Below are 21241 nucleotides of genomic sequence, written 5' to 3'. Positions count from 1 at the left end.
TCGCGGGCTTTTCTCCTATTGTTGCAAACCGTCAGATTTCGCCCGGCACAAGCGTCATTTTCTCGACGCCGACCGCGAGATTGAGACCTTCCTGGGCCTGCACATTGAGCGGCTGCAGCATGAAGGCCTTGTTCGTGCCGCCGGCAATGACCTTGGCGCCGCCGCCGGCACCGAGGCTGGCGTCTGCGCCGATACCGTAATATTCGCCGGCGAGCGCGAAATCCGGCATATTGGTGCCGGTCTTTGCTAGTACCTGCCAGATCATTACGCTCTTGCCGGTCTGGCCGATATCGATGCCGAATTTTTCGATCTTGCCGGCATAGACTGCCTTAGGGCCGCCCGAAGCGGGCGTATAGGTGCAGATCAGATTCTTCTCGGATGTGACGATCAGTCCCTGGCCGCCATCCGATCCGCAGACGAGCCGGCCAAGCGAAATATAGTCGGCTGCTGCGGCCGAACTGGCCCAGGCTGCGGCCGAAACGATTGCCGCAGCAATCACGGTTTGCTTGAACATGGTCCTTCTCCTTTTGAATGACCTGTTCGAAACGGGTGGTTGCAGTGATTGTTCCGGCTGCGCTAGTCGCGCTCCATTGTTCCACGCTGGGCTGTGAGGGTCCAGACGAGACCTTCGGGACGGAAGTCGACATCGACCTTGCCCCGGAAAGCGGAAGCAGCATGTGCCTTGATGACGGTCGTGCCGAAACCGGTGCGCGCCGGCGGTTTGACCGGCGGCCCGCCACTTTCAGTCCAGGTGAAGCGCAGCATATTGTCCTCTGCCGGCTGCCATTCGAAGCGTACGCGACCCTGTGGCACGGAGAGCGCTCCGTATTTTACCGAATTGGTGGCGAGTTCATGGAGCGCGAGGCCGAGGTTCTGCACGGCATCGGGTTTGAGGATAAAATCTTTGCCCTCGATCTCCACCTGCTCGCGGGCCTGGGGAAAAGCCTGGAGATGAATATCGATGACGCGATGCAGCAAGACGCCGGACCACTGTTCGCCTGTCAGAAGCTCAATCGAGCGGACGAGCCCTTCGAGGCGATGGGCGACGGCCAGACGAAATGTCTCGACGCTGTCTGCCTGCTTGGAGAGCTGTCGCATCATGGCGAGAACGAGCGTCAGCAGGTTCTTTGTGCGATGGACCAGCTCATGCATGACGAAGCGCAGCCGGTCCTCGCTCTGACTGCGGTCGAAAGAGGCATTAGACAGTGCAATGGCCACCTGGTTGGCCTCGATGACACTGGTTTCGACCGGCGAAACGATGTGACCTTCGCCAAGCCGGTTCGCCATGTCGGCAATTTCACGGATCGTGGAGCGGACCTGACGGGCAACGGCATAGGTAGCAAGCACGGCGACGAGCAGCAGCACAAGACCACCGATCAGAAGGAAGCGCCAGGTGCTGAGAATCGGTGCCTGTGCGGTGGCAATCGGCCCCCATACCACCGTCTTCCAGGACCAGCCGGGAATTTGCGCATAGCCCAACAGGGCATGTGGAAGAATATCGCTGTCTTCAAATACGCCGCTGGATGCGACGAGCGAGGGCAGAATGCGCGGGTCGAAGGGTTCGCCAGGCTGCAGATTGGCAGGGCCTCGGCTCGCTACCACATGGCCTCCCTGATCGATGACGGCCGCCGACCAGCCGGAGGCAAGGCCCTCTGTCGTGACGAGTCTTGCAAGGTCGTTGGCATTCTGGGTGATGATCAATGCGGAGACGGGATCGTCATCGCGCGGCAGGGTGACGTTATAGACCCACATGCCGCTCGTTGCGCCCATGAAGACGTCGGAGGCTTCGATCCGCCCGGACTTCATCGCGGCCTCCAAAGCCGCGATGTTCGTCGTCTTGCCGAGCGGCGTGCCAAAGGCGCGACGGGTATTCAGAAATTGCTGCCCGGTCCTGTCGACGGCAATCACATAAAGCGTATCGCCGCGCAGCGCGGTTTCCGTGCGATTGTAGAAAGATTCATAGTCGCCGCTTTCCAGCTCCGGCGAGGAGGACAGCAGCCGCAATGTCGTTGCCATATCCTGAAGCTGGCGGTCGATGGTGCGTGAGAGGGCGAGCGCATCCTGTGCGGTTTCACGCTTGAGCGTAGATCGCTGGTTGTCCTCCAGCTGCATGAGAAGAAGGGCAACGAAAGCGAAGATCGGCAAGGCGATCGCCACTGCCATGGCGATGAGATATGTCCCGATCGAAGCTTTCGGAAAAAGACGTGTGGCGAACCTCATCGATGTCGCCCCCGAACTGCCGGGGTGGGATGCTGGGGAAGCTCGGTTTCGCAGAGTCCAACGAAAGCAAGAATCCGCATCGCTCGCAAACGCCCCTTACATCCGTACCGCCCAATAGCCTGCCATCAAAGCACGGTCATGTTAGGGGGCGGGGCATTTGGTTGCAACCTACTAAAATAGTCAGGTGCAAAATCGTCAATATTTAATGAACTGCTACCGGTCGGCGAAGCGTTGCAATCGGAAGGGCAGAAGGCTTTCGTCATTCTTGCCTGACAGAAGCTCGTCGGCGGCAAGCAGGCCGACAAGCGGAGCAAGCGTGACGCCGGAATGCATCACCGTTACATAGAGACCCGGCAAGCCAGTATTGCCGATGATGGGAAAACCATCGGCAGGAGTCGGGCGAAAACCGACCGTGAAGAAATCGAGCTTCAGATCGGCATTGTCCAAGATCGTCGCTTTCACGCGTGCAAAGAGTTCCGCTGCACTTGCCCGATGATCTTCACCCGGATCGCCGCCACCGAAATCCGAGCCAGCGATGATGCGGCCTTCCGCCGTCTGGCGCATATGCAGACGGGGTGTCATGACGAGACCGTTCAAGCGTTTGGAGACAGGACGGGAGTGTACGATCAGACCGGCGGGTGCTGACAGCGGCAACGTTATTCCTGCCGAGGCGGCGATCGGAACTGCGCCGGCACCTGCGGCCAGTACGACATGATCGGCTTCGAGCATGCCTTCGGAGGTTACAAGCCCGACTATTCGTCCAGCACTTTGGAGCAGGCCGTTGACCGTGGCATGAACGAACGTCGCGCCATGCGCTTTGGCATCCGCGAGCAGCAAACGTGCTGCGGCAACAGGCTCCGCCGCGCCTTCTTCTGCAACATGGAGGGCGAAATTAGGATATTCGCCAAGGCCGGGTTCGATCAGCGCGCTTTCTTGCCGGTTCAGCCGGCTGATCCCGTAGCCCCAACGGCCGTGTTCATCGGCATAGGCTTCGAGATCGGCTGCGGGCATATCCCAGCAGAGACCGCCGCACCACGCAAGCGGCAGGCCGGGCAGTTCCCGCGCCAGCCGCTTCCACTCGGCCATCGCCCGGCGGCGAAAGTGGAAATAGAATTCGGGATTACCCCAGCTTGCATTGATCCATGCAAAGGAACAGGGCGTTGCCACGCCGCCAAGCTCCTCGCCGACGACGGTGACCGTTGCACCCTTGCGTGTGAGATGCCAGGCAATGGAGGCGCCAATTATGCCTGCGCCGACGACGATCACATGCGGTTTCGCCGTCATCGTCGCCCTCCCTTTTCGAGTCCGTTAGCCGGTCGTGCCGCCGACGCGGGCAAGTCCGTCCCTTGCCGGCTGATATTTCGGATCGAGGCCGACAGCGTGGCGATAGGAGCGGATTGCCTTATCCTTTTCGCCACGGCGCTCATAGACGAGAGCCTGGTTTGCCCAGGATTCGGCAAGATTGCCGTTGAGTTCGATCGCGTGGTTGAAGTCGGCGAATGCGTTGTCGTTGTCGTTCAGCGCGATATAGGAAATGCCGCGGCCATTATAGGGCTCGGGTGAGTTCGGCGACAGCGAGATCGCCTTCGAGAAATCGTCGATCGCCTTGTCCTGCTGATTGCGCTTCTGGTAGATCAGGCCGCGATTGTGATAGGCGCGACCATCGGTGGTGCCGAGCTGAATCGCTTTTGAGAAATCATTGAAGGCCTGATCGTCCTGGCCGGCCATGCGATAGACGTTGCCGCGACCGATATAGGCGACGTCATAGCTCGGATTGATCTGCAGGGCGGCATTGTAGTCGGCGATCGCCTGCGGCTGCTGACCCATGTTGCGATACACCAGCGCGCGGTTGGCATAGGCCTGGAAGAAGCGCGGGTTGATCTGCAGCGCGGTGTTGAAGTCGTCGAGCGCCTTGCGGAATTCGCCGGCGCGACCATAGGCGGAACCGCGAACATTGTAGCCTTCCGGATCGCGCGGATTAGCGTTGATGACGGCCGTGAGCGACGCAATGTTTTCCTGTGAGCCCTGCGCCTTGTCGATGCGGATCACAGCATCCGACGTGTTGGTCGTTTCGCAACCGGCAAGGCCGAGCGCCGCGGCAAGTGCCAGCGAGGCGAATACGGCCGATTTCTGCGAACGCGACGAGCGGGACGGATAGAAGTTTATGACAGCCATTCGGGCTCGCTTTCCCCCATGCACCATATCCGGCAAAGCGGATATGCAATCTTCAGCAGCAAATTAAAAAAGGCGGCGGCGAAACCTATCGCCCCCGCCACACATGCATCTGAAAACGTCGAAAAAACGACGGCACCGCCTTAGCGTGCAACCAGACCTTCGCGCTGAGCGCGCTTGCGGGCCAGCTTGCGAACACGACGAACAGCCTCGGCCTTTTCGCGAGCACGCTTCTGCGACGGCTTTTCGTAGTAGTCGCGCATCTTCATTTCGCGAAAAATGCCTTCGCGCTGCATCTTCTTCTTGAGAGCGCGGAGAGCCTGGTCAACATTGTTATCGCGGACAAGTACCTGCACGAGAATCACGTTCCTTTGGTTTGGTTGATGCCGAAAGGCGGCGCAGCGCCTGGGGCAAAAAAATAACGTTCGCGCGGCCGCGGCCTTGCGATTGGTGTTGCGGGATATCAGATCGACCGAATGAAGTCCAGACGGGATATGCGCCCGCGCAGAAAAATCCCTCCCGTGCCTATAAGGAGCTAGGGGTGGGCCTTCTCGGGCTTCGTTTCGTCCAGAGCGGCGATCGCTTCCTTCAGCGCAGCGACAACACGGGCGCGGTCCGCCGGCTCAAGCCGAGCCGTGTCCAGATGCAGGTCCAGTCCTGCGAGATGTTCGCTGAGAACGCGGCTCTTGTGATCGGCGCCGAGCATCAGTCCGTCCACGGCGTAGGGTACGATCTCTCGCTGGATGCCCTTCATGGTGATCGGCGGCAAAGGATGGGCATCGACGATATCCTTCACCAGCGCATAGGTTTCGTAGCTGACGACGATTTCTCCACCCTGGGCGATCGATTGCAGACGTGCGGCGAGGTTCGCTTCGGCACCGATGATCGTATAGTCCATGCGGTCGCTGCTGCCGAAATTGCCGACGTTGCAATAGCCGCTGTTAATTCCCATGCGAACGACGAAGGGCTCTTCCGTCCCGTTCCGACGCCATCTCTCCTTCAGTTCGCCAAGCCGGCGCTGCATGTCGACTGCCATGCGCAGGCAAGCCTTTGCGTCTTCCTCTGCTCCCTTGGTTTCCGGATCGCCGAAGAAGACCAGCATGGCATCGCCAATGAACTTGTCCACCGTGCCGCCATGCTTGAGTGCAATCGTCGACATTTCGGTCAGATATTCATTCAGCATTTCTGTCAGCGCCTCCGGCTGCAGGCGCTCGGTCGTGGCAGTGAAATCCTTGATGTCCGAGAAGAAGATCGTCAGGCGTTTTCGCTCGGTATGGACGACCACATCCTTCTGGCCGCTGAAGATGCTCTTGTAGATCTGCGGCGACAGATAGCGGGAAATCTTCAGGGAGACGCTGGCGAGGAACTCGTTAGCCGCTTCGAGGTCTCGGTTGGCACTGTGAATGACACGCGTCTGCTGGCGCTGCAGAAAAATGAAGCTGATGCCGATGATGGCGACGAAGAAGAAATAGCAGAGCAGATATTTGAAGGCGAGAACATTGCTTGCATAGGGCTGGCGGATGATGACCTCCTGAATGCCGCGCACATCGCCTACCTTCCAATCCCTTTTCGGGCTTTCAGGATGCGTGTTGTGGCAGGCGACGCAAGCCTGGCCCATGATCACAGGCGTGATGAGCCGCAAAGTATCGGTGAATCCGACGCGAGTGAGGTCAGTCAGTGTTTGGCTGGAATTGGCGCGCAGGGATGCGAGTGATGCCGTTTCGAAGTTGTCGAGATCATGAGGCGCGCGATTCTTGAAGGGCAGGTCAGAGAGGAAGCGATAGGTGATGTTGGCCTGCTGCTCCTTGATGACATCGCCAAGTTCCAGCGAAAGCGTGGCGGGAAGTGGAATGGCGCCTGGAATATTGGCGTAGTTGTGCGAGACGACCGTGCCGCTGACATCGCCAGCCTGATGGGCAGCGAGGACCCTGCCGACGACATTCGCCGAATAATAGGAGCGTATACTGGTGACGAGAGAACTCATGTCCCGCGCCTGCCGGCGCAGCGCGCTTTCAGAGAGGTCGCTAATATCCAGCCAGACAGCGAGCGGCAGCCCGGCCAGCATCGCCAGCACGACGGCGATCAGCCAATAGCCGCTTCTGCGGGCGGCAGAGGCCGAATTTTCCGCAGTTCTTGCCGTGGTCGCTCCTTGCGGATCTGCCATGGCTCATCCCCTCGACAATGATTGAATTATCAAATCCCTGAGACACAAAAACATTTCGCCGCAGGCGCGGCAAGGCCGGCGCTCAAAGGTCGGGCCAAAAGCGATGACCAAATCTGGAAGTAATTTCGTGCTGGGTTGCCGTTCGGTTTGTTTTTCAGCTTGTGCGCATGAACGAATGGTCATTGGCGTCAAACAGGCGTAGCTTGCCTGCGGCGGGACGGCCCCGGGGCCGTCTCGAGGGGAGGTCGGAAACGCATGACGCGATTGCAGCAGATCGGTGTGCTGATCGGCCTCATCATCGTGGCTGCGCTTACGATGTTCCGGGCAAGCGATCCGCCGGTACTGAAGCAGATCCGCGACGTTACCTTCGATGAGTATCAGCGCATCGTGCCGCGCAGTTTCGAAGCAATGCCGGTCCGGGTGGTCGATATCGACGAGGCTTCCCTGCGGGAGTTCGGTCAGTGGCCGTGGCCGCGCGACAGGCTGGCCATGCTGGTCAACCGTCTCTCCGACATGGGAGCGGCGGCCATCGCCTTCGACGTCATCTTTGCCGAACCTGACCGGATGTCCCCACGCAATGTCATCCGGGAGGTCGAAGGGATCGATCCGTCTCTGGCGGCACAGTTGCCCGACAATGACGAGATATTCGCGCAATCGATCGAAGGAAAACCCGTCGTTCTCGGCTTCGGGCTTTCAAACGAGGGCAATTACAAGCCGCCGGTGAAGGCCGGCTTTGCCTTTACCGGTGAAAGCCCGCTCGCCGCACCTCCGCATCTCGGCGCTTCGACGCCGCTCCGGCCGGGGCTGGAGGCGAAAGCCGCAGGGCTTGGTCATGTCAGTCTCAATCCCGGCAGTCCTTCATCCGTCGTTCGCGCGGTGCCGCTGTTCCTTAGCGATGGGGAGCAGTTTTATCCCAATCTTGCGATCGAAGCGCTGCGGGTCGCGCAGGGTGCCTCCACCTATGTGTTGGCCGGCGCGCCAGACCAAGCAGGGATCATTACATCGGCGAAGATCGGCGACTTCATCGTTCCCCTGACGGCTGCCGGAGAGATCTGGCTTTATGTGACGCCGAACCGGGCAGAGCGTTATGTCTCGGCCGGAAAGATCCTTGCTGCCGGTGGAGTGGCCCCTGACGTCGCTGCACAGATTGACGGCAGTATCATTTTCATCGGCACATCGGCGGTCGGGCTGCAGGACATCCGCACCACAGCACTCGGGGAGAACGTGCCGGGTGTCTCACTGCAGGCACAGACGGTCGAGCAGATCCTTTCAGGCCGGTACCTGTCACGGCCGGACTGGGCCGACGGGCTGGAGATCTTGTCCATCGCCGTGCTCGGCTTCATGCTCGTCATCATCACGACCTTCGTCAGTCCGGCAGTGGCGCTTGTCTGCGGCCTGGCAATCACCGCGATGGCACTTGTCGCATCGTGGTTCTCTTTTCTTTATGCCGGTCTGCTCTTCGATCCGCTGGCGCCCATTCTCAGCGGCTCCATCACGCATTTTGCGGCAACATCGTTTCGTATCCTTGTCATCGACAGGGAGCGACGGGAGGTGCGGCGCGCCTTCGGCCATTACCTTTCGCCTTCGCTGCTGCATCGCATCGAGCATACGCCCGATGCGTTGAAACTCGGCGGGGACGAGCGTGAGCTCACCATGATGTTCGTCGATGTCCGGAATTTCACCGAGATCAGTGAAAAGCTCACGCCGATTGCCGTCGTCCAGTTTTTGAACACGCTGCTTGATGCACTCAGCCGCCATGTCGTCGGGAATGAGGGGACGCTCGATAAATTTATCGGCGATTCCATCATGGCCTTCTGGAATGCGCCGGTCGATGTTTCCGATCATGCGGCAAAGGCGCTTCGGGCGGCACTTGCCATGCGCGAGACGCTTGATGAACTCAACGCTCAAGACGCTTTCGGTTTCGGCAGCGCACGGCAGGTCAGGATAGGCATCGGTATCCATACCGGTCTCGCCTGTGTCGGCAATATGGGCGCGAAGACACGCTTCAACTATTCGGCGGTGGGCGATGCGGTGAATGTTGCGGCGCGTATCGAATCCTGCTGCAAGGACGTCGGCTTCGATATCCTGATCTCCGACACCACGGCGCGGGCGCAAAGCGGCGCGGCGCTCCTGGAGGCGGGCGCCCTTCCGCTCAAGGGAAAGAGCAACCGGACGCAGATCTTTGCTGTGGTCGGCGACGAGAAGGTTGCTGCCTCGCCGCAATTCGGTGCCCTGCATCTCGCCCATGAGGAGGTGATGGGTGCCTTGCGCGAGCGTTCGCGGAACAGTCGCAAGCTGATTGGCGCGGCGAAACTCGCCGGCCTACAGGTCATGGCCGGCCTTACCGAATTCTATGAGCGGATATCGGCCAGAAACGATCATTTTCGAGAGGATATCGGCCTGCCGGAAAAGCAGGCCGTCGAATAGCCAGTCAGCGATTGTGGTTCCGACCACCGTTTCGGTCCCGGTTTTCTTTTCCGCCCCAGCCGTGATCCCGATCGTGGTTACGGTCGCGATCGCGATCTCTTCGCCCGCTCTGGCCGCTGCCGGCAGTCTGGTTTTGACCGCTGCTTGTCTCCTGCCTGCTCGGTCTGTCCTGATGGTTGCGGTCCTGGCGGTTGTCAGCTCTTTCCGTGCGGCTCGGCCTGTCAGGTCCATCATGTCTGTCCGATCGACCGAACCCTTCGTGCCGGTCCGGTCTTCCATGATCGTGATGGTGGTCGTGTCTGTCGTCCCTGTCCTTCCAGCCGTGCCTGTCGTGTTTGTCGTGCCAGCCACCCTTCGGCCTATCGTGGTGGGGCTTGTCATGGTGCGGCTTATCATGGTGGGGCTTATCATGATGCGGTTTTCCTGGCGGTTTTTCTGGCAGTTGTTTTGGTGGGTCATCCCGCCGCGGGGATTGTTGAGGCGGCTGCGGATCCGGATCACGCAGCCGGAGCTCCCGGCGAGGCCGGTCTTTGCGATCGGGATCAACCGAGGCCATCCGGCAGCCGCCGAGCAGGCCGAGGCCGCCCGTCAAACTCTGATTGCCGGAGAGGAATGGGAGGGCGCGCTGGTTGCCCAGTCTCTGCAGAACGCTGGTATTGACGGGTTGCGCATCCGTCATATTGCCGTTCGGCCTCGCAATGACGCAATCGCAACGTTGCTGTAACTGCCGGCAGCCGCCCGGGCCGCAGAAGGTAGCCGCGCCGTTCAGCAGCACCACTGCGGTGGTGCCGTCCGGGCCGACATAAAAATCGAAAGCGGTGCCACGTACGCCAATGGTGCCCGCAGGCGTCTGGATCTGGTAGGCGGAGGATTTCGAGTTGCCGCTGACCCAGCGGAACGTGCCCTTGGCCGCCTTGATGGAAAGGCGTTTGACGGAATCGGAATCGTCGAAGACATATTTGTCGATGACGACTGACGAGCCCCAGCCGACGGCAAGCTTGGTGCCGTCGCGGAAAATGAACTGGCCGAGTCCCGATGGAGATGTGCGGATACGCTCGTCCCGATGGACCTCATCATTGACGATGATCGGGCCGCCCTGTCCCGTCACTTCGGTTCTGATGAGGGTCGCCTGGCCGACAGGTTCAGCGGCAGCCGCAGGCCATGCGCCTAACAGCGCGAAGCAGAAGCCCGCGATCCATATGCTACGCCAACCCAACATCTAACACCCCACATAAGGGGATACTAACATTTGCGGCAGGCTCGTTCTGCCTGCCCTGTTGGGTGAGAAAAGGATTATGCCGCAGCCGCGAAGGGAGATCGCGCCAATAGAAGCGATATGCTGCGCGTCGTGTCAAAACAAAAGCTCTTTCACGTCGCAAAAGAACCGTTGTGCCGCAATTCGATTTGCGATTTGTATTGCCACGACGAAAATGCCTTTGCCTGAAGGAGATGATGGCGGATGCGGAAATATTCGGTTTTTGCCGTAGCGCGGGAGGCTCTGCGCGGGCACAGGGGCTGGGAAAAGCAGTGGACTTCGCCGGAGCCGCGACCCGAATATGACGTCATCATCATTGGTGGCGGCGGCCACGGGCTCGGCGCAGCCTATTACCTCGCCAAGGAACACGGCATCACCAATGTTGCAGTCCTGGAAAAGGGTTGGCTCGGAGGCGGCAATACCGGCCGCAACACCACCATCATCCGCTCCAACTATCTCTATGAAGAGAGCATGCACATTTACGAGCACTCGATGAAGCTCTGGGAAGGGCTGTCACAGGAGCTCAATTATAACGTCATGTATTCGCCGCGCGGCGTGATGATGCTGTCGCACAATGTGCACGACCAGCAGAGCTTCAAGCGGCATATCCATGCCAACCGGCTCTATGGCATCGACAATGAATGGCTGACGCCGGAGCAGGCCAAGGCCTATTGTCCGCCGCTCGATATTTCGGCGACGGCACGATACCCGATCAACGGGGCTGCCTTGCAGCGCCGCGGTGGTACCGCGCGTCACGATGCGGTTGCCTGGGGCTATGCGCGTGCGGCGTCCGACCGTGGCGTTCACATCATCCAGAATTGCGAAGTCACCGGCATCCGCCGCGGTCCGGACGGCCGCGTGACCGGCGTCGAGACCAGCAGGGGTTTCATCGGCGCAAAGAAGGTCGCGGTCTCTGCTGCCGGCCATACGACAACAGTCATGAAGATGGCGGATGTGCGCGTGCCGCTGCAATCGAGCCCACTGCAGGCTCTGGTTTCCGAGCCACTGAAACCGATCTTCCCCTGCGTCGTCATGTCGAACACGGTGCACGCCTACATCTCGCAGTCCGATAAGGGCGAACTCGTCATCGGTGCGGGCACGGACCAGTATAATTCCTACTCCCAGACCGGCGGCCTGCAGATCATCACGCATACGCTTGACGCCATCTGCGAGCTCTTCCCGATGTTCCGCCGCGTGAAGATGATGCGCCAGTGGGGCGGTATCGTCGACAATACGCCGGACCGGTCAGCCATCCAGTCGAAGACGCCGGTTCCCGGGCTCTACGTCAATTGCGGCTGGGGTACCGGCGGCTTCAAGGCGACACCTGGTTCGGCCAATCTCTTTGCCCATCTGATTGCCCGCGACGAGCCGCATAAGTTCAATGCCGGACTGACGCTGGAGCGTTTCCGCAGCGGGCGGCTGATCGACGAGGCGGCCGCTGCCGCCGTTGCGCACTGACACGAGGACAATCATGCTGCTGATCTACTGCCCTTACTGTCAGGAAGAGCGCTCGGAGCTTGAATTCCGGGGTGCCGGCGACGCCCATATCGCCCGGCCGACCAACATCGCTTCGATCTCGGATGAAGAGTTCGAGGAATATTTCTTCCTGCGCGATAACCCGAAAGGCCTGATTTTCGAACGCTGGCGTCACATGCATGGCTGCGGGCGCTTCTTCAATGCGGCGCGCGATACCGTGAGCGACAAATTCATCATGACCTACAAGGCCGGACAACCGAAGCCTGAGATCGGCGCAGCGGCCGAGCCGCATGCACCGGTCGAGACCTATGAAGCTGTTGAAGGAGAGGCGCAATGAGCGGCGCGAACCGTATCGTCGGCAAGGGCCGGCTGACGCCCGCGAGGACTGCGCGTTTTACCTTCGATGGTAAGAGCTATATGGCGCTCGAAGGCGATACCGTCGCCTCGGCCTTGATTGCCCACGGTGTGCACCTTGTCGGACGTTCGTTCAAATATCATCGCGCGCGCGGCATTCTTTCGGCGGGTGCCGAGGAGCCGAATGCGTTGATCGATGTCGCGCGCGACAGCGCCCGCAAGCAGCCGAATGTGCGGGCAACCGTGCAGGAAGTCTTCGACGGCATGATCGTGAAGTCGCAAAACCGTTGGCCGTCGCTTTCCTTCGACGTCGGTGCGGTCAATAACCTGTTTTCGCCCTTCTTCGCGGCGGGTTTCTACTACAAGACCTTCATGTGGCCGCGGGCCGCCTGGAAGCGGGTCTACGAGCCGATGATCCGCCGTGCTGCAGGTCTTGGTGTCGCGCCGACGGAGGATGATCCGGATCACTACGCCGGCCGCTACGCCCATTGCGACGTGCTGGTCGTCGGTGCCGGCATTGCCGGCCTTTCGGCGGCATTGGCCGCTGCGGAAGCGGGCGCGAAAGTCGTGCTTTGCGACGAGCAGGCGGAAGCCGGCGGCGCGTTGCGCTTCGATGCCGGCGTGAAGGTGGATGGGCTTGATGGTTACGCCTGGGTGCAGAGGACCCTTGCCCGGCTGAAGGCCATAGAGAATGTCGAGGTCCTGACGCGCACCACGGCCTTCGGTTACTACAACCACAACTTCGTCGGCCTTGTCGAACGCGTCACGGATCATATCGCCCGCCCCGGCCGCGATCTGCCGCGCGAACGGCTCTGGCAGGTCCGCGCCAAGCGCGTCATCCTGGCGACGGGTGCCATTGAGCGGCACATGGTGTTCCCGAACAACGATCGCCCCGGCATCATGCTCGCTTCGGCCGGGCGGATGTATCTCAATCACTATGGTGTTGCCGTCGGCCAGACGGTCGGCGTTTATACGGCCCATGACTCTGCCTACGAGGCTGCTTTCGACCTGAAACGAGCGGGCATTTCGATTGCCGCGATCGTCGATGTCAGGCAGGCGCCGGGTGCTGCAGTGCTCGCTGAAGCCCGTGCGCTCGGCATCGATGTTCTGACCGGCCAGTCGGTCGTCAATACGTCGGGTGCGCTTCGCATTTCTTCGATGACGGTCGCGCGCAACGGCGGCGGGTCACCGCGCAAGATCAGCGTTGACGCGCTGCTCGTCTGCGCCGGATGGACACCCTCCGTGCATCTTTTCTCACAGTCGCGCGGCAAGGTTGCCTTCGATGCCGAGACGCAGCGTTTCCTGCCCGGCACCTATGCGCAGGACTGCCTTTCCGTGGGCGCCTGCAACGGTACGGATGGACTGCAGCAGACCGTCGAGGAATCGCTCGCCGCCGGTGAACTGATGGCGCAGGCCGTCGGCAAAAAGACCGGCAGCAAGATCGGTGTTTCCGTCGAACAGGCGTTCGACTGGACGGGCGGCATGATTGGTGCTGCCGAAGGGGCCGGACCGGAGACGAACGCCAAGGCGTTCATCGACTTCCAGCATGATGTCTGCGCCAAGGATATCCGCCTTGCGGTACGCGAAGGCATGCATTCGATCGAGCACATCAAGCGCTTTACGACGAACGGCATGGCCTCCGACCAAGGCAAGCTGTCCAACATGCATGGTCTGGCGATTGCCGCAGAAACGCTCGGCAAGGATATTCCGCAGGTCGGCCTCACCACCTTCCGCGCGCCCTATACGCCGGTGACCTATGGTGCGCTGATCGCGCATTCGCGTGGGCCGCTGTTTGACCCTACGCGCAAGACTCCGCTGCATGGCTGGGAAGAAGCCAAGGGTGCAGTCTTCGAGGATGTCGGCAACTGGAAGCGCGCCTGGTTCTATCCGCGTGCCGGTGAAACTATGCATCAGGCGGTTGCTCGCGAGTGCCGCACGGCGCGTGAGGTCGCCGGCATCTTCGACGCTTCGACGCTCGGCAAGATCGAGATCGTCGGGCCGGATGCCGCCGAATTCATGAACCTCATGTACACCAATGCCTGGGACACATTGAAACCTGGCAGATGCCGCTATGGCATCATGCTGCGGGAGGATGGTTTCATTTATGACGACGGCGTCGTCGGTCGTCTCGCCGATGACCGTTTCCATGTCACGACCACGACCGGTGGGGCGCCGCGTGTTCTCAACCACATGGAAGACTATCTGCAGACGGAATTCCCGCATCTGAAGGTCTGGCTGACCTCTGTCACCGAGCAATGGGCTGTTATCGCGGTGCAAGGACCGAAAGCACGTGAGATCGTCGCGCCTCTGGTCGAAGGGCTTGATATTTCCAACGAGGCCTTCCCGCACATGAGTGTGGCCGAGTGCAAGGTGGCGGGCGTTCCGGCGCGTCTCTTCCGCGTCTCCTTCACCGGTGAAACAGGCTTCGAAATCAATGTGCCAGCCGATTACGGGCAGTCGGTGCTGGAGGCGGTCTGGACCAATGCGGAGCCGCTCGGCGCCTGCGTCTACGGCACGGAGACCATGCATGTGCTTCGCGCGGAAAAGGGCTATATCATCGTCGGCCAGGATACGGATGGCACGGTGACGCCCGATGACGCTGGCCTCTCCTGGGCGGTCTCCAAGAAGAAAGCGGATTTTGTCGGCATTCGCGGGCTGAAGCGACCTGATCTCGTCAAGGAAGGGCGCAAGCAGCTCGTCGGCCTCGCGACAAAGGATGTGAAGCTGGTGCTGGAGGAGGGGGCGCAGATCGTCGCCAACCCGAACCAGCCGAAGCCGATGAAGATGCTCGGCCACGTAACATCGGCCTACTGGTCTGATAATTGCGGTCGTTCGATTGCTTTTGCGTTGGTCGAAGGTGGCCGCAATCTGGTGGGCGAAACGCTTTACGTGCCGATGCCGGATCGGACCATTCCGGTCGAGGTGACGGATCTGGTGTTCTTTGACAAGGAAGGAGGCCGTATCCATGGCTGAGGTCGCAATTCGCAAGCCGGCTCTCTCCGGTCTCCTTGCCGGTTCGGCGACGGTACGCCTGACGGTAGCACCAGTCGCGACCCGTCTTGCGCTGCGTGCGCCGGCCGAATCCGTATCCGTGCTGTCTTCTGCGCTGGGGGTGACTTTGCCGACAGCACCCAAGACCTCCGGCAGTGCCGGAGGACGCTCGGCGCTCTGGCTGGGACCGGACGAGTGGCTCGTTATCGACGAGGCCGGCTCGGATCTTCTGTCGCTTCTTTCCGGGGCGGATGCTCTTCATTCGGCGGTCGATGTTTCTCACCGCAATGTGGGTATCATTGTTTCCGGACCGGGCGCGGAGGTGACGCTGTCGGCCGGCTGCCCGCAGGATCTCTCTCTGGAGATTTTCCCGGTGGGCGCTTGCTCGCGGACAATCTTCGGCAAAGCCGAGATCGTGCTCTTCCGCACCGAGGACGATACGTTCCGGGTGGAATGCTGGCGGTCGTTTTCGGAGTATGTTTTTGGACTGCTCGCCGAAGGCGCAGAGGATGCGAGCCACTAAGGCCCGCAAGGAACCTAGGCGTCTTCCGGCCGGTCCTTCGGGTCGAACTGGATGATGGTGATCCAGCGGGCGGTCAGTGCCGGCTTCTTTTCGTTTTCGATTTCGATCGAGACATCATAGGTCGTCATCAGCATGCCGGCGCCGCGAAAGCGGGCGTCCGCGAGCACGAAGTGGCCGCGAATGCGGGTGCCACTCCTGACCGGCGACATGAAGCGGATCTTATCGAAACCGTAGTTGATGCCCATCGTCTGCTCGCGCACTTTGGGCAAGCAATTGTAATTCATCGTCGACAACAGCGAGAGCGTCAGGAAGCCGTGGGCGATGGTTCCGCCGAAAGGACTTTCGGCTGCTGCGCGAACAGGATCGACGTGAATGAACTGGTGGTCGCTGGTTGCTCCGGCAAAGGCATCGATCATCTCCTGATCGACAAGGATCCAGTCAGACAATCCTGTTTCCGTGCCGACCAGCCCCCGGACCTCCGAGAGCGAAATATCCATGACCATGCATTCCTCGTAAAAAGCCGCAGCCGCAAAGCCTTATCGCGCATTCATGACGATTGCGATAATGATTCGCACTGGCGTGTTTCGTGGATCAATTTTCCACGAAAAAGGCGACAGAACGTGGTTCAACGGTAGCGCGGCCGCCAACTTTTCGCGCACCATCCGGTAAAAGCTGCCGCCAGTTTGCTTCGCCGGCTGAGGGAAGCGTAAAGACCTGGTGTTGTTCTGAGCGATTGAACAGGACGGCGAGGCGGGTCTGTTTGCGGCTGGAGCGATCGCCGGTCGCAAGGATCATGCCGAGGATGGAGAACGACGGCGTTTCCCATTCGCCTGTTGTCATCGGCTCGCCGGAGAGCGAAATCCATTCCACATCGCCGTTACCGGAGAAGAAGCCCAGGTCGGAGAAGACCGAGAAGCGGTGGCGAAGCGCTGCGACGAAGGCTGTGTGGGCGATCAGGCCCTCGTCCAGCTGCTTCCAGTCGACCCAGGTGATCTCGTTGTCCTGACAATAGGCATTGTTGTTGCCATGCTGCGTGCGACCACCTTCGTCTCCGGCCGTCAGCATGATGCTGCCGCGGCTGGCAAAGAGGGTGGAGATCAGCGCCCTGACATCAGCCTTGCGACGTTCACGGATGACAGGATAGGCGGTTTCACCTTCGACGCCGTTGTTCCAGGAATGGTTCTCGTTGTGGCCGTCGCGATTGTTCTCACCGTTCGCCTCGTTGTGCTTGCCGTTGTACGACACGAGGTCCATGAGCGTGAAACCGTCATGGGCGGCGAGGAAATTGACACTGCGGGTTTCTGTTCCGCCGTTGGCCGAGAAGATGTTCGACGAGCCGGCGAGCACCGTCGCGAGTGAGCCAGTCTTCCAGTCATCACCGCGCCAATAGCACCTGACGTCATCGCGGGCACGGTCGTTCCATTCCTGGAACGGTGCCGGAAAGTTGCCGAGCTGATAGCCGCTTGGACCGATATCCCAGGGCTCGGCAATCATGATGCGATCGCCGAGCAGATCGTCGGCGAGAATTGCAGCCAGCGTGCCGTTTCGGTCGAAACCGTTTGCCGTGCGGCCGAGAACCGGAGCCAGATCGAAGCGGAAGCCGTCGATGCCTGCATTGCGGACGAAATGGCGCAGGCTGTCGATGATGAGCCGCTGGACATGGGGATGGTCGCAAGCAACCGTATTGCCGGTGCCGGTATCGTTGACGAGCACGGATGGCCGATCCGCCACGTAGCGATAGTAGCTGAGATTATCGAGACCGCGGAGTGACAGCGTCGTGCCGTAGCGGTCGCTTTCGCCCGTATGGTTGAAAACGAGGTCGAGGATGACGGCGATCCCTTCCTCATGCAGCTTCGCCACGGTGTCGCTCAGCTCTGCGATACCTCCTGGCACGATACGCGGGTCGAGCGCCATGAAGGCGACAGGATTGTAGCCCCAGCCATTCGTCAGTCCAAGCGGCGGCAGATGGCGTTCGTCGATCCAGGCGGTGATGGGCATAAGCTCGACGGCATCGACGCCGATGCGTTTCAGATGAGCGACGACGGAGGGATGGGCAAGGGCGGCGACCGTGCCGCGCTGAGCTTCCGGCACGTCCGGATGCAGTATGGTGAAGGGCTTGACGGCCACCTCGTAAATAAAGCCGCCCGGTTTGAAGAGCGGCTTTTGAATCTTGACAGGCGCGTCCTTGGTGACGACCGACTTCGGTATCAGATGCTGCGTATCTTCACCGAAGATGCCAAGACGCGGATCGTAGTGGAATGGCCCGTCGACTGCCTTGGCATAGGGATCGATCAGCAGTTTTGAAGGGTCGAACCAGAGGCCGTTGTCCGGAGCATAGATACCATCCGCCCGGTAGCCGTAGCGGGCGCCTTCCTTCAATCCATCGACGAAAAGGCGGAAAACATGGTCGCTGTCGCGGGCCATGGGGAGCCTTGCATATTCCTTGTCGGCATCGTCGAAGAGGCAGAGATCAATCTGCGCTGCATGATGCGACCAGACAGAAAATTCAACGCCTGTTTCGAAAACGATGGCGCCGCCCTGCGCGGAACTGTTGCCCCCCATATGCCCCCCGGGATCAGGTGATCACGGTCGGCTCGTTGCGTCCCGTGCGCTCACGAATGTTTGCGATGCTTTCGGCGGCCGCGATCAGATCCGCGAGCGCTTCCTGCGTTTCGATATTATGGCGAGTCGAATCCGGCTCATAGCGCTCGATATAGACGCGAAGGGTTGCGCCAGACGTGCCGGTGCCGGAAAGGCGGAAGACCACGCGGGAGCCGCCCGCAAACAGGACGCGGATACCCTGATGTTCGCTGACCGATTTGTCGACCGGATCGTGATAGGCGAAATCATCTGCTTTTTCGACGGTCAGATCGCCGAAGGTCTTCCCGGGCAGCGTAGAAAGCTGGGCGCGCAGGTTGTCCACCAGGCCGTTTGCGGCATCGCTGTCGACACCTTCATAGTCATGACGGGAATAGTAATTGCGGCCGTAAGTCTGCCAATGCTGGGTCACGATGTCCTGCACGCTTTCACCGCGTACGGCCAGAACGTTCAGCCATAGCAGGACGGCCCAGAGACCGTCCTTCTCGCGGACATGGTTCGAACCGGTGCCGGCGCTTTCTTCGCCGCAGATCGTCGCCATGCCGGCGTCGAGCAGGTTGCCGAAGAATTTCCAGCCGGTCGGGGTCTCGTAAATGCCGATGCCGCGCTTTTCAGCCACGCGGTCGGCCGCGCCCGATGTCGGCATGGAGCGTGCGATACCGGCGAGGCCGCCGGAATAGCCGGGCGCCAGATTGGCATTCGCAGCAAGGATCGCAAGACTGTCGGACGGGGTTACGAAAATGCCGCGTCCGATAATGAGGTTGCGGTCGCCGTCGCCGTCGGATGCGGCGCCGAAATCGGGCGCATCCTCACCCATCATCTCGTCGTAGAGCTCCTTGGCATGAACGAGGTTCGGATCCGGATGATGGCCGCCAAAATCCGGGAGTGGCATGAAATTGCGAACGGAGCCCGAGGGAGAGCCGAGACGGTTCTCGAAGATCTCCTTGGCATAGGGGCCAGTCACGGCGCTCATGGCATCGAAGGCGATGCGGAAGCCAAGGCTGATGAGATTACGGATCGCGCCGAAATCGAAGAGTTCTTCCATCAGCGCGGCATAGTCTTCGACCGGGTCGATAACCGAGAGGATCGTGCCACCCGGCAGCTCTTCCTTGCCGATGCGATCGATGTTGACGTCGGCGAAATCGGCAATCTTGTAGCTGTCGATCACCTTGGAGCGGGCAAAGATCGCGTCGGTGATCTTTTCCGGCGCCGGGCCGCCATTGTTGACGTTGTATTTGATGCCGAAGTCTTCGGTCGGGCCACCAGGATTATGGCTGGCCGAGAGAATGATGCCGCCGAAAGCCTTGTACTTGCGGATGATGTGAGAGGCTGCCGGTGTCGAAAGTATGCCGCCCTTGCCCACCATGACCTTGCCGAAGCCATTGGCGGCGGCCATCTTGATCGCCTTCTGGATGACTTCGCGATTGTAGTAGCGTCCGTCGCCGCCGATGACCAGGCACTTGCCCTGATAGCCTTCCAGTGAATCGAAGATCGACTGGATGAAGTTCTCCGCATAGTTCGGCTGCTGGAAGACGGGAACCTTCTTGCGCAGACCCGAGGTGCCGGGTTTCTGGTCCTGATAGGGCGTGGAGGGAACGGACTTGATCATTTTAGCTCACATGCCTTTCGAGACGAGGCTTGAATACAGGGCAACATAACGTTCGGCGCTCTTCTCCCAAGAGACATCCGACTTCATGCCTTGCTTTTGCAATTGGGTCCAGACTTTTTGATCCGCGTAAAGGTGCATGGCGCGGCGCAGTGCCTGTAGCATGCTTTCTTCGTTTACGGGTGCGAATTGTATGCCTGTCGCCACCTTTGCCGCAAGTGCGGCATGGTTGGCGTCGATGACCGTGTCGTTGAGACCGCCGGTGCGCGCCACGATCGGCACGCAGCCGTAACGCAGTCCATAGAGCTGGGTGAGACCGCAAGGTTCGAAGCGCGAGGGTATGATGATCGCGTCGCAGCCAGCCTGCATGAGGTGCGACATCGGCTCGTTGTAGCCGATGGAAACGCCGATACGGCCGGGATTACGATGGGCGGCGGCCAGCAGCGCGCCTTCGAGGGCTGCCTCGCCGGATCCCAGCACCACGAGCTTGCCGCCGAGTGCGACGATCCTGTCGGCAGTGCTTGCGACAAGATCCATGCCCTTTTGCCAGGTCAGGCGGCTGATGACGCAGAAGATCGGCGCATCGTCATGGTCGAGATGAAAGAATTCTTCGATCGACCTGCGGTTTTCGAGCCGATTTTTCAGCGTCGTCGGGCCGTAATGCGTGTGGACGACCGGATCGGTCGCCGGATTCCAGATGTCGGCGTCGATGCCGTTGACAATACCGTGCAACACGTCGCGGCGGCTGGCGATGACACCTTCCAACCCCATGCCGAATTCAGAGGTCAGGATTTCATCGGCATAGGAGGGGCTGACCGTGGTGAGGGCCGTGGCAGTCTGCAGGCCACCCTTCAGGAAGCCGACGGTGCCATAGTATTCTATACTTTCGGTGGCAAAGGCATGGGGCGGCAGACGCAGGCCGGGGAAGATGTCGGCGCCAAATTGACCCTGGAAGGCAACATTGTGGATCGTCAGGATGCTCGGCAGCTCGGGCGTCGGGTAATAGCGCATATAGACTGGCACCAGCGCGGCCTGCCAGTCATGGGCATGCACGAGATCAGGCCGCCAGCCCGGCAGCAGGCCTGCGGCGATCTCGGAGCCTGCCAGCGACAGGGCGGCAAAACGGCGCCAGTTGTCCGGATGATCCTTGCCTGTCGTATCGAGATAGGGACCGCCGGGGCGGTCGTAATAGGCTGGAGCGTCAAGCACGAGGATATCGAGACCCTGATGCTCCACCTCCAATATTCTTGCCGGCTGGCCGAGCAGATCCGGAAGCTCCAGGCGGACGACCGGATTCTGCAGCATCTTCATGACGCTGGGATAGCCGGGCATGAGGGTCTTGGTTTCAACGCCGAAGGATTTGAGGGCTATGGGCAGGGCGCCTGCCACATCGGCAAGGCCCCCTGTCTTGATCAAAGGGAAGACTTCGGACGAGACCGAAAGAACTTTCATAAG

Annotated in this window: 16 protein-coding genes; 5 read left to right on the top strand and 11 right to left on the bottom strand. The window is 60.3% G+C overall.

All coding sequences use genetic code 11. The features are described 5' to 3' along the window. Window positions 1-31: 31 nt before the first annotated feature. From AC1DF8_RS19540 to AC1DF8_RS19515, 6 genes are all read right to left on the bottom strand, one after another. Complete coding sequence (locus AC1DF8_RS19540) at window positions 32-514, bottom strand: DUF992 domain-containing protein (RefSeq protein WP_478154493.1); 483 nt, start codon at window positions 512-514, stop codon at window positions 32-34. Window positions 515-576: 62 nt separating this feature from the next. Then, entirely contained in the window at window positions 577-2220 is a 1644-nt protein-coding gene (locus AC1DF8_RS19535) for a sensor histidine kinase (RefSeq protein WP_112968762.1), read from the bottom strand. A gap of 213 nt (window positions 2221-2433) precedes the next feature. Beyond that, complete coding sequence (locus tag AC1DF8_RS19530) at window positions 2434-3504, bottom strand: NAD(P)/FAD-dependent oxidoreductase (RefSeq protein WP_478154492.1); 1071 nt, start codon at window positions 3502-3504, stop codon at window positions 2434-2436. A 24-nt stretch (window positions 3505-3528) separates the two neighbouring features. Continuing rightward, window positions 3529-4395: a tetratricopeptide repeat protein gene (locus AC1DF8_RS19525; protein ID WP_112544219.1), complete on the bottom strand. Its 867-nt coding sequence runs from the start codon at window positions 4393-4395 to the stop codon at window positions 3529-3531. A 140-nt stretch (window positions 4396-4535) separates the two neighbouring features. Further along, entirely contained in the window at window positions 4536-4748 is a 213-nt protein-coding gene (gene rpsU, locus AC1DF8_RS19520) for a 30S ribosomal protein S21 (RefSeq protein ID WP_003585885.1), read from the bottom strand. A 179-nt stretch (window positions 4749-4927) separates the two neighbouring features. After that, window positions 4928-6556 carry an adenylate/guanylate cyclase domain-containing protein gene (locus AC1DF8_RS19515; RefSeq protein WP_478154491.1) on the bottom strand — a complete coding sequence of 543 codons (1629 nt, stop codon included), beginning with the start codon at window positions 6554-6556 and terminating at the stop codon, window positions 4928-4930. Between the two features lie 255 nt (window positions 6557-6811). On the opposite strand from AC1DF8_RS19515, the gene AC1DF8_RS19510 reads away from it, so the two are divergent. Continuing rightward, window positions 6812-8983, top strand: coding sequence for a CHASE2 domain-containing protein (locus AC1DF8_RS19510; RefSeq protein WP_478154490.1), 2172 nt, complete (start codon window positions 6812-6814; stop codon window positions 8981-8983). Window positions 8984-8987: 4 nt separating this feature from the next. On the opposite strand, the gene AC1DF8_RS19505 is transcribed toward AC1DF8_RS19510, so the two are convergent. After that, window positions 8988-10202 carry a FecR family protein gene (locus tag AC1DF8_RS19505; RefSeq protein WP_478154489.1) on the bottom strand — a complete coding sequence of 405 codons (1215 nt, stop codon included), beginning with the start codon at window positions 10200-10202 and terminating at the stop codon, window positions 8988-8990. Between the two features lie 240 nt (window positions 10203-10442). On the opposite strand from AC1DF8_RS19505, the gene AC1DF8_RS19500 reads away from it, so the two are divergent. The 4 genes from AC1DF8_RS19500 to AC1DF8_RS19485 are packed head-to-tail and all read left to right on the top strand — an operon-like array spanning window position 10443 to window position 15582. Then, window positions 10443-11696 (top strand): sarcosine oxidase subunit beta family protein, encoded by a 1254-nt coding sequence (locus AC1DF8_RS19500; RefSeq protein WP_478154488.1) that lies wholly within the window; start codon window positions 10443-10445, stop codon window positions 11694-11696. Between the two features lie 13 nt (window positions 11697-11709). Then, complete coding sequence (locus tag AC1DF8_RS19495) at window positions 11710-12051, top strand: sarcosine oxidase subunit delta (protein ID WP_478154487.1); 342 nt, start codon at window positions 11710-11712, stop codon at window positions 12049-12051. After that, on the top strand, window positions 12048-15041 hold the full coding sequence (locus AC1DF8_RS19490) for a sarcosine oxidase subunit alpha (RefSeq protein WP_478154486.1): 2994 nt from the start codon (window positions 12048-12050) through the stop codon (window positions 15039-15041). Before AC1DF8_RS19495 ends, AC1DF8_RS19490 begins: the two co-directional genes overlap by 4 nt. Continuing rightward, entirely contained in the window at window positions 15034-15582 is a 549-nt protein-coding gene (locus AC1DF8_RS19485) for a sarcosine oxidase subunit gamma (RefSeq protein WP_478154485.1), read from the top strand. The genes AC1DF8_RS19490 and AC1DF8_RS19485 overlap by 8 nt, the downstream gene beginning before the upstream one ends. Window positions 15583-15596: 14 nt before the next feature. On the opposite strand, the gene AC1DF8_RS19480 is transcribed toward AC1DF8_RS19485, so the two are convergent. The 4 genes from AC1DF8_RS19480 to glgA form a co-directional block, all read right to left on the bottom strand. Then, window positions 15597-16085: a MaoC family dehydratase gene (locus tag AC1DF8_RS19480; RefSeq protein ID WP_112968770.1), complete on the bottom strand. Its 489-nt coding sequence runs from the start codon at window positions 16083-16085 to the stop codon at window positions 15597-15599. An 88-nt stretch (window positions 16086-16173) separates the two neighbouring features. After that, the gene (gene glgX, locus AC1DF8_RS19475) at window positions 16174-18144 is read right to left on the bottom strand and encodes a glycogen debranching protein GlgX (RefSeq protein ID WP_478154484.1); all 1971 of its coding nucleotides are present in this window, start codon (window positions 18142-18144) and stop codon (window positions 16174-16176) included. A 13-nt stretch (window positions 18145-18157) separates the two neighbouring features. Continuing rightward, entirely contained in the window at window positions 18158-19789 is a 1632-nt protein-coding gene (locus AC1DF8_RS19470; RefSeq protein WP_112968772.1) for an alpha-D-glucose phosphate-specific phosphoglucomutase, read from the bottom strand. A 6-nt stretch (window positions 19790-19795) separates the two neighbouring features. After that, the gene (gene glgA, locus AC1DF8_RS19465) at window positions 19796-21238 is read right to left on the bottom strand and encodes a glycogen synthase GlgA (RefSeq protein WP_478154483.1); all 1443 of its coding nucleotides are present in this window, start codon (window positions 21236-21238) and stop codon (window positions 19796-19798) included. Between the last annotated feature and the right edge of the window lie 3 nt (window positions 21239-21241).

It is taken from the genome of Rhizobium sp. 05N49 (assembly GCF_056396805.1).
This window is presented reverse-complemented; position numbering and strand designations above follow the sequence as displayed.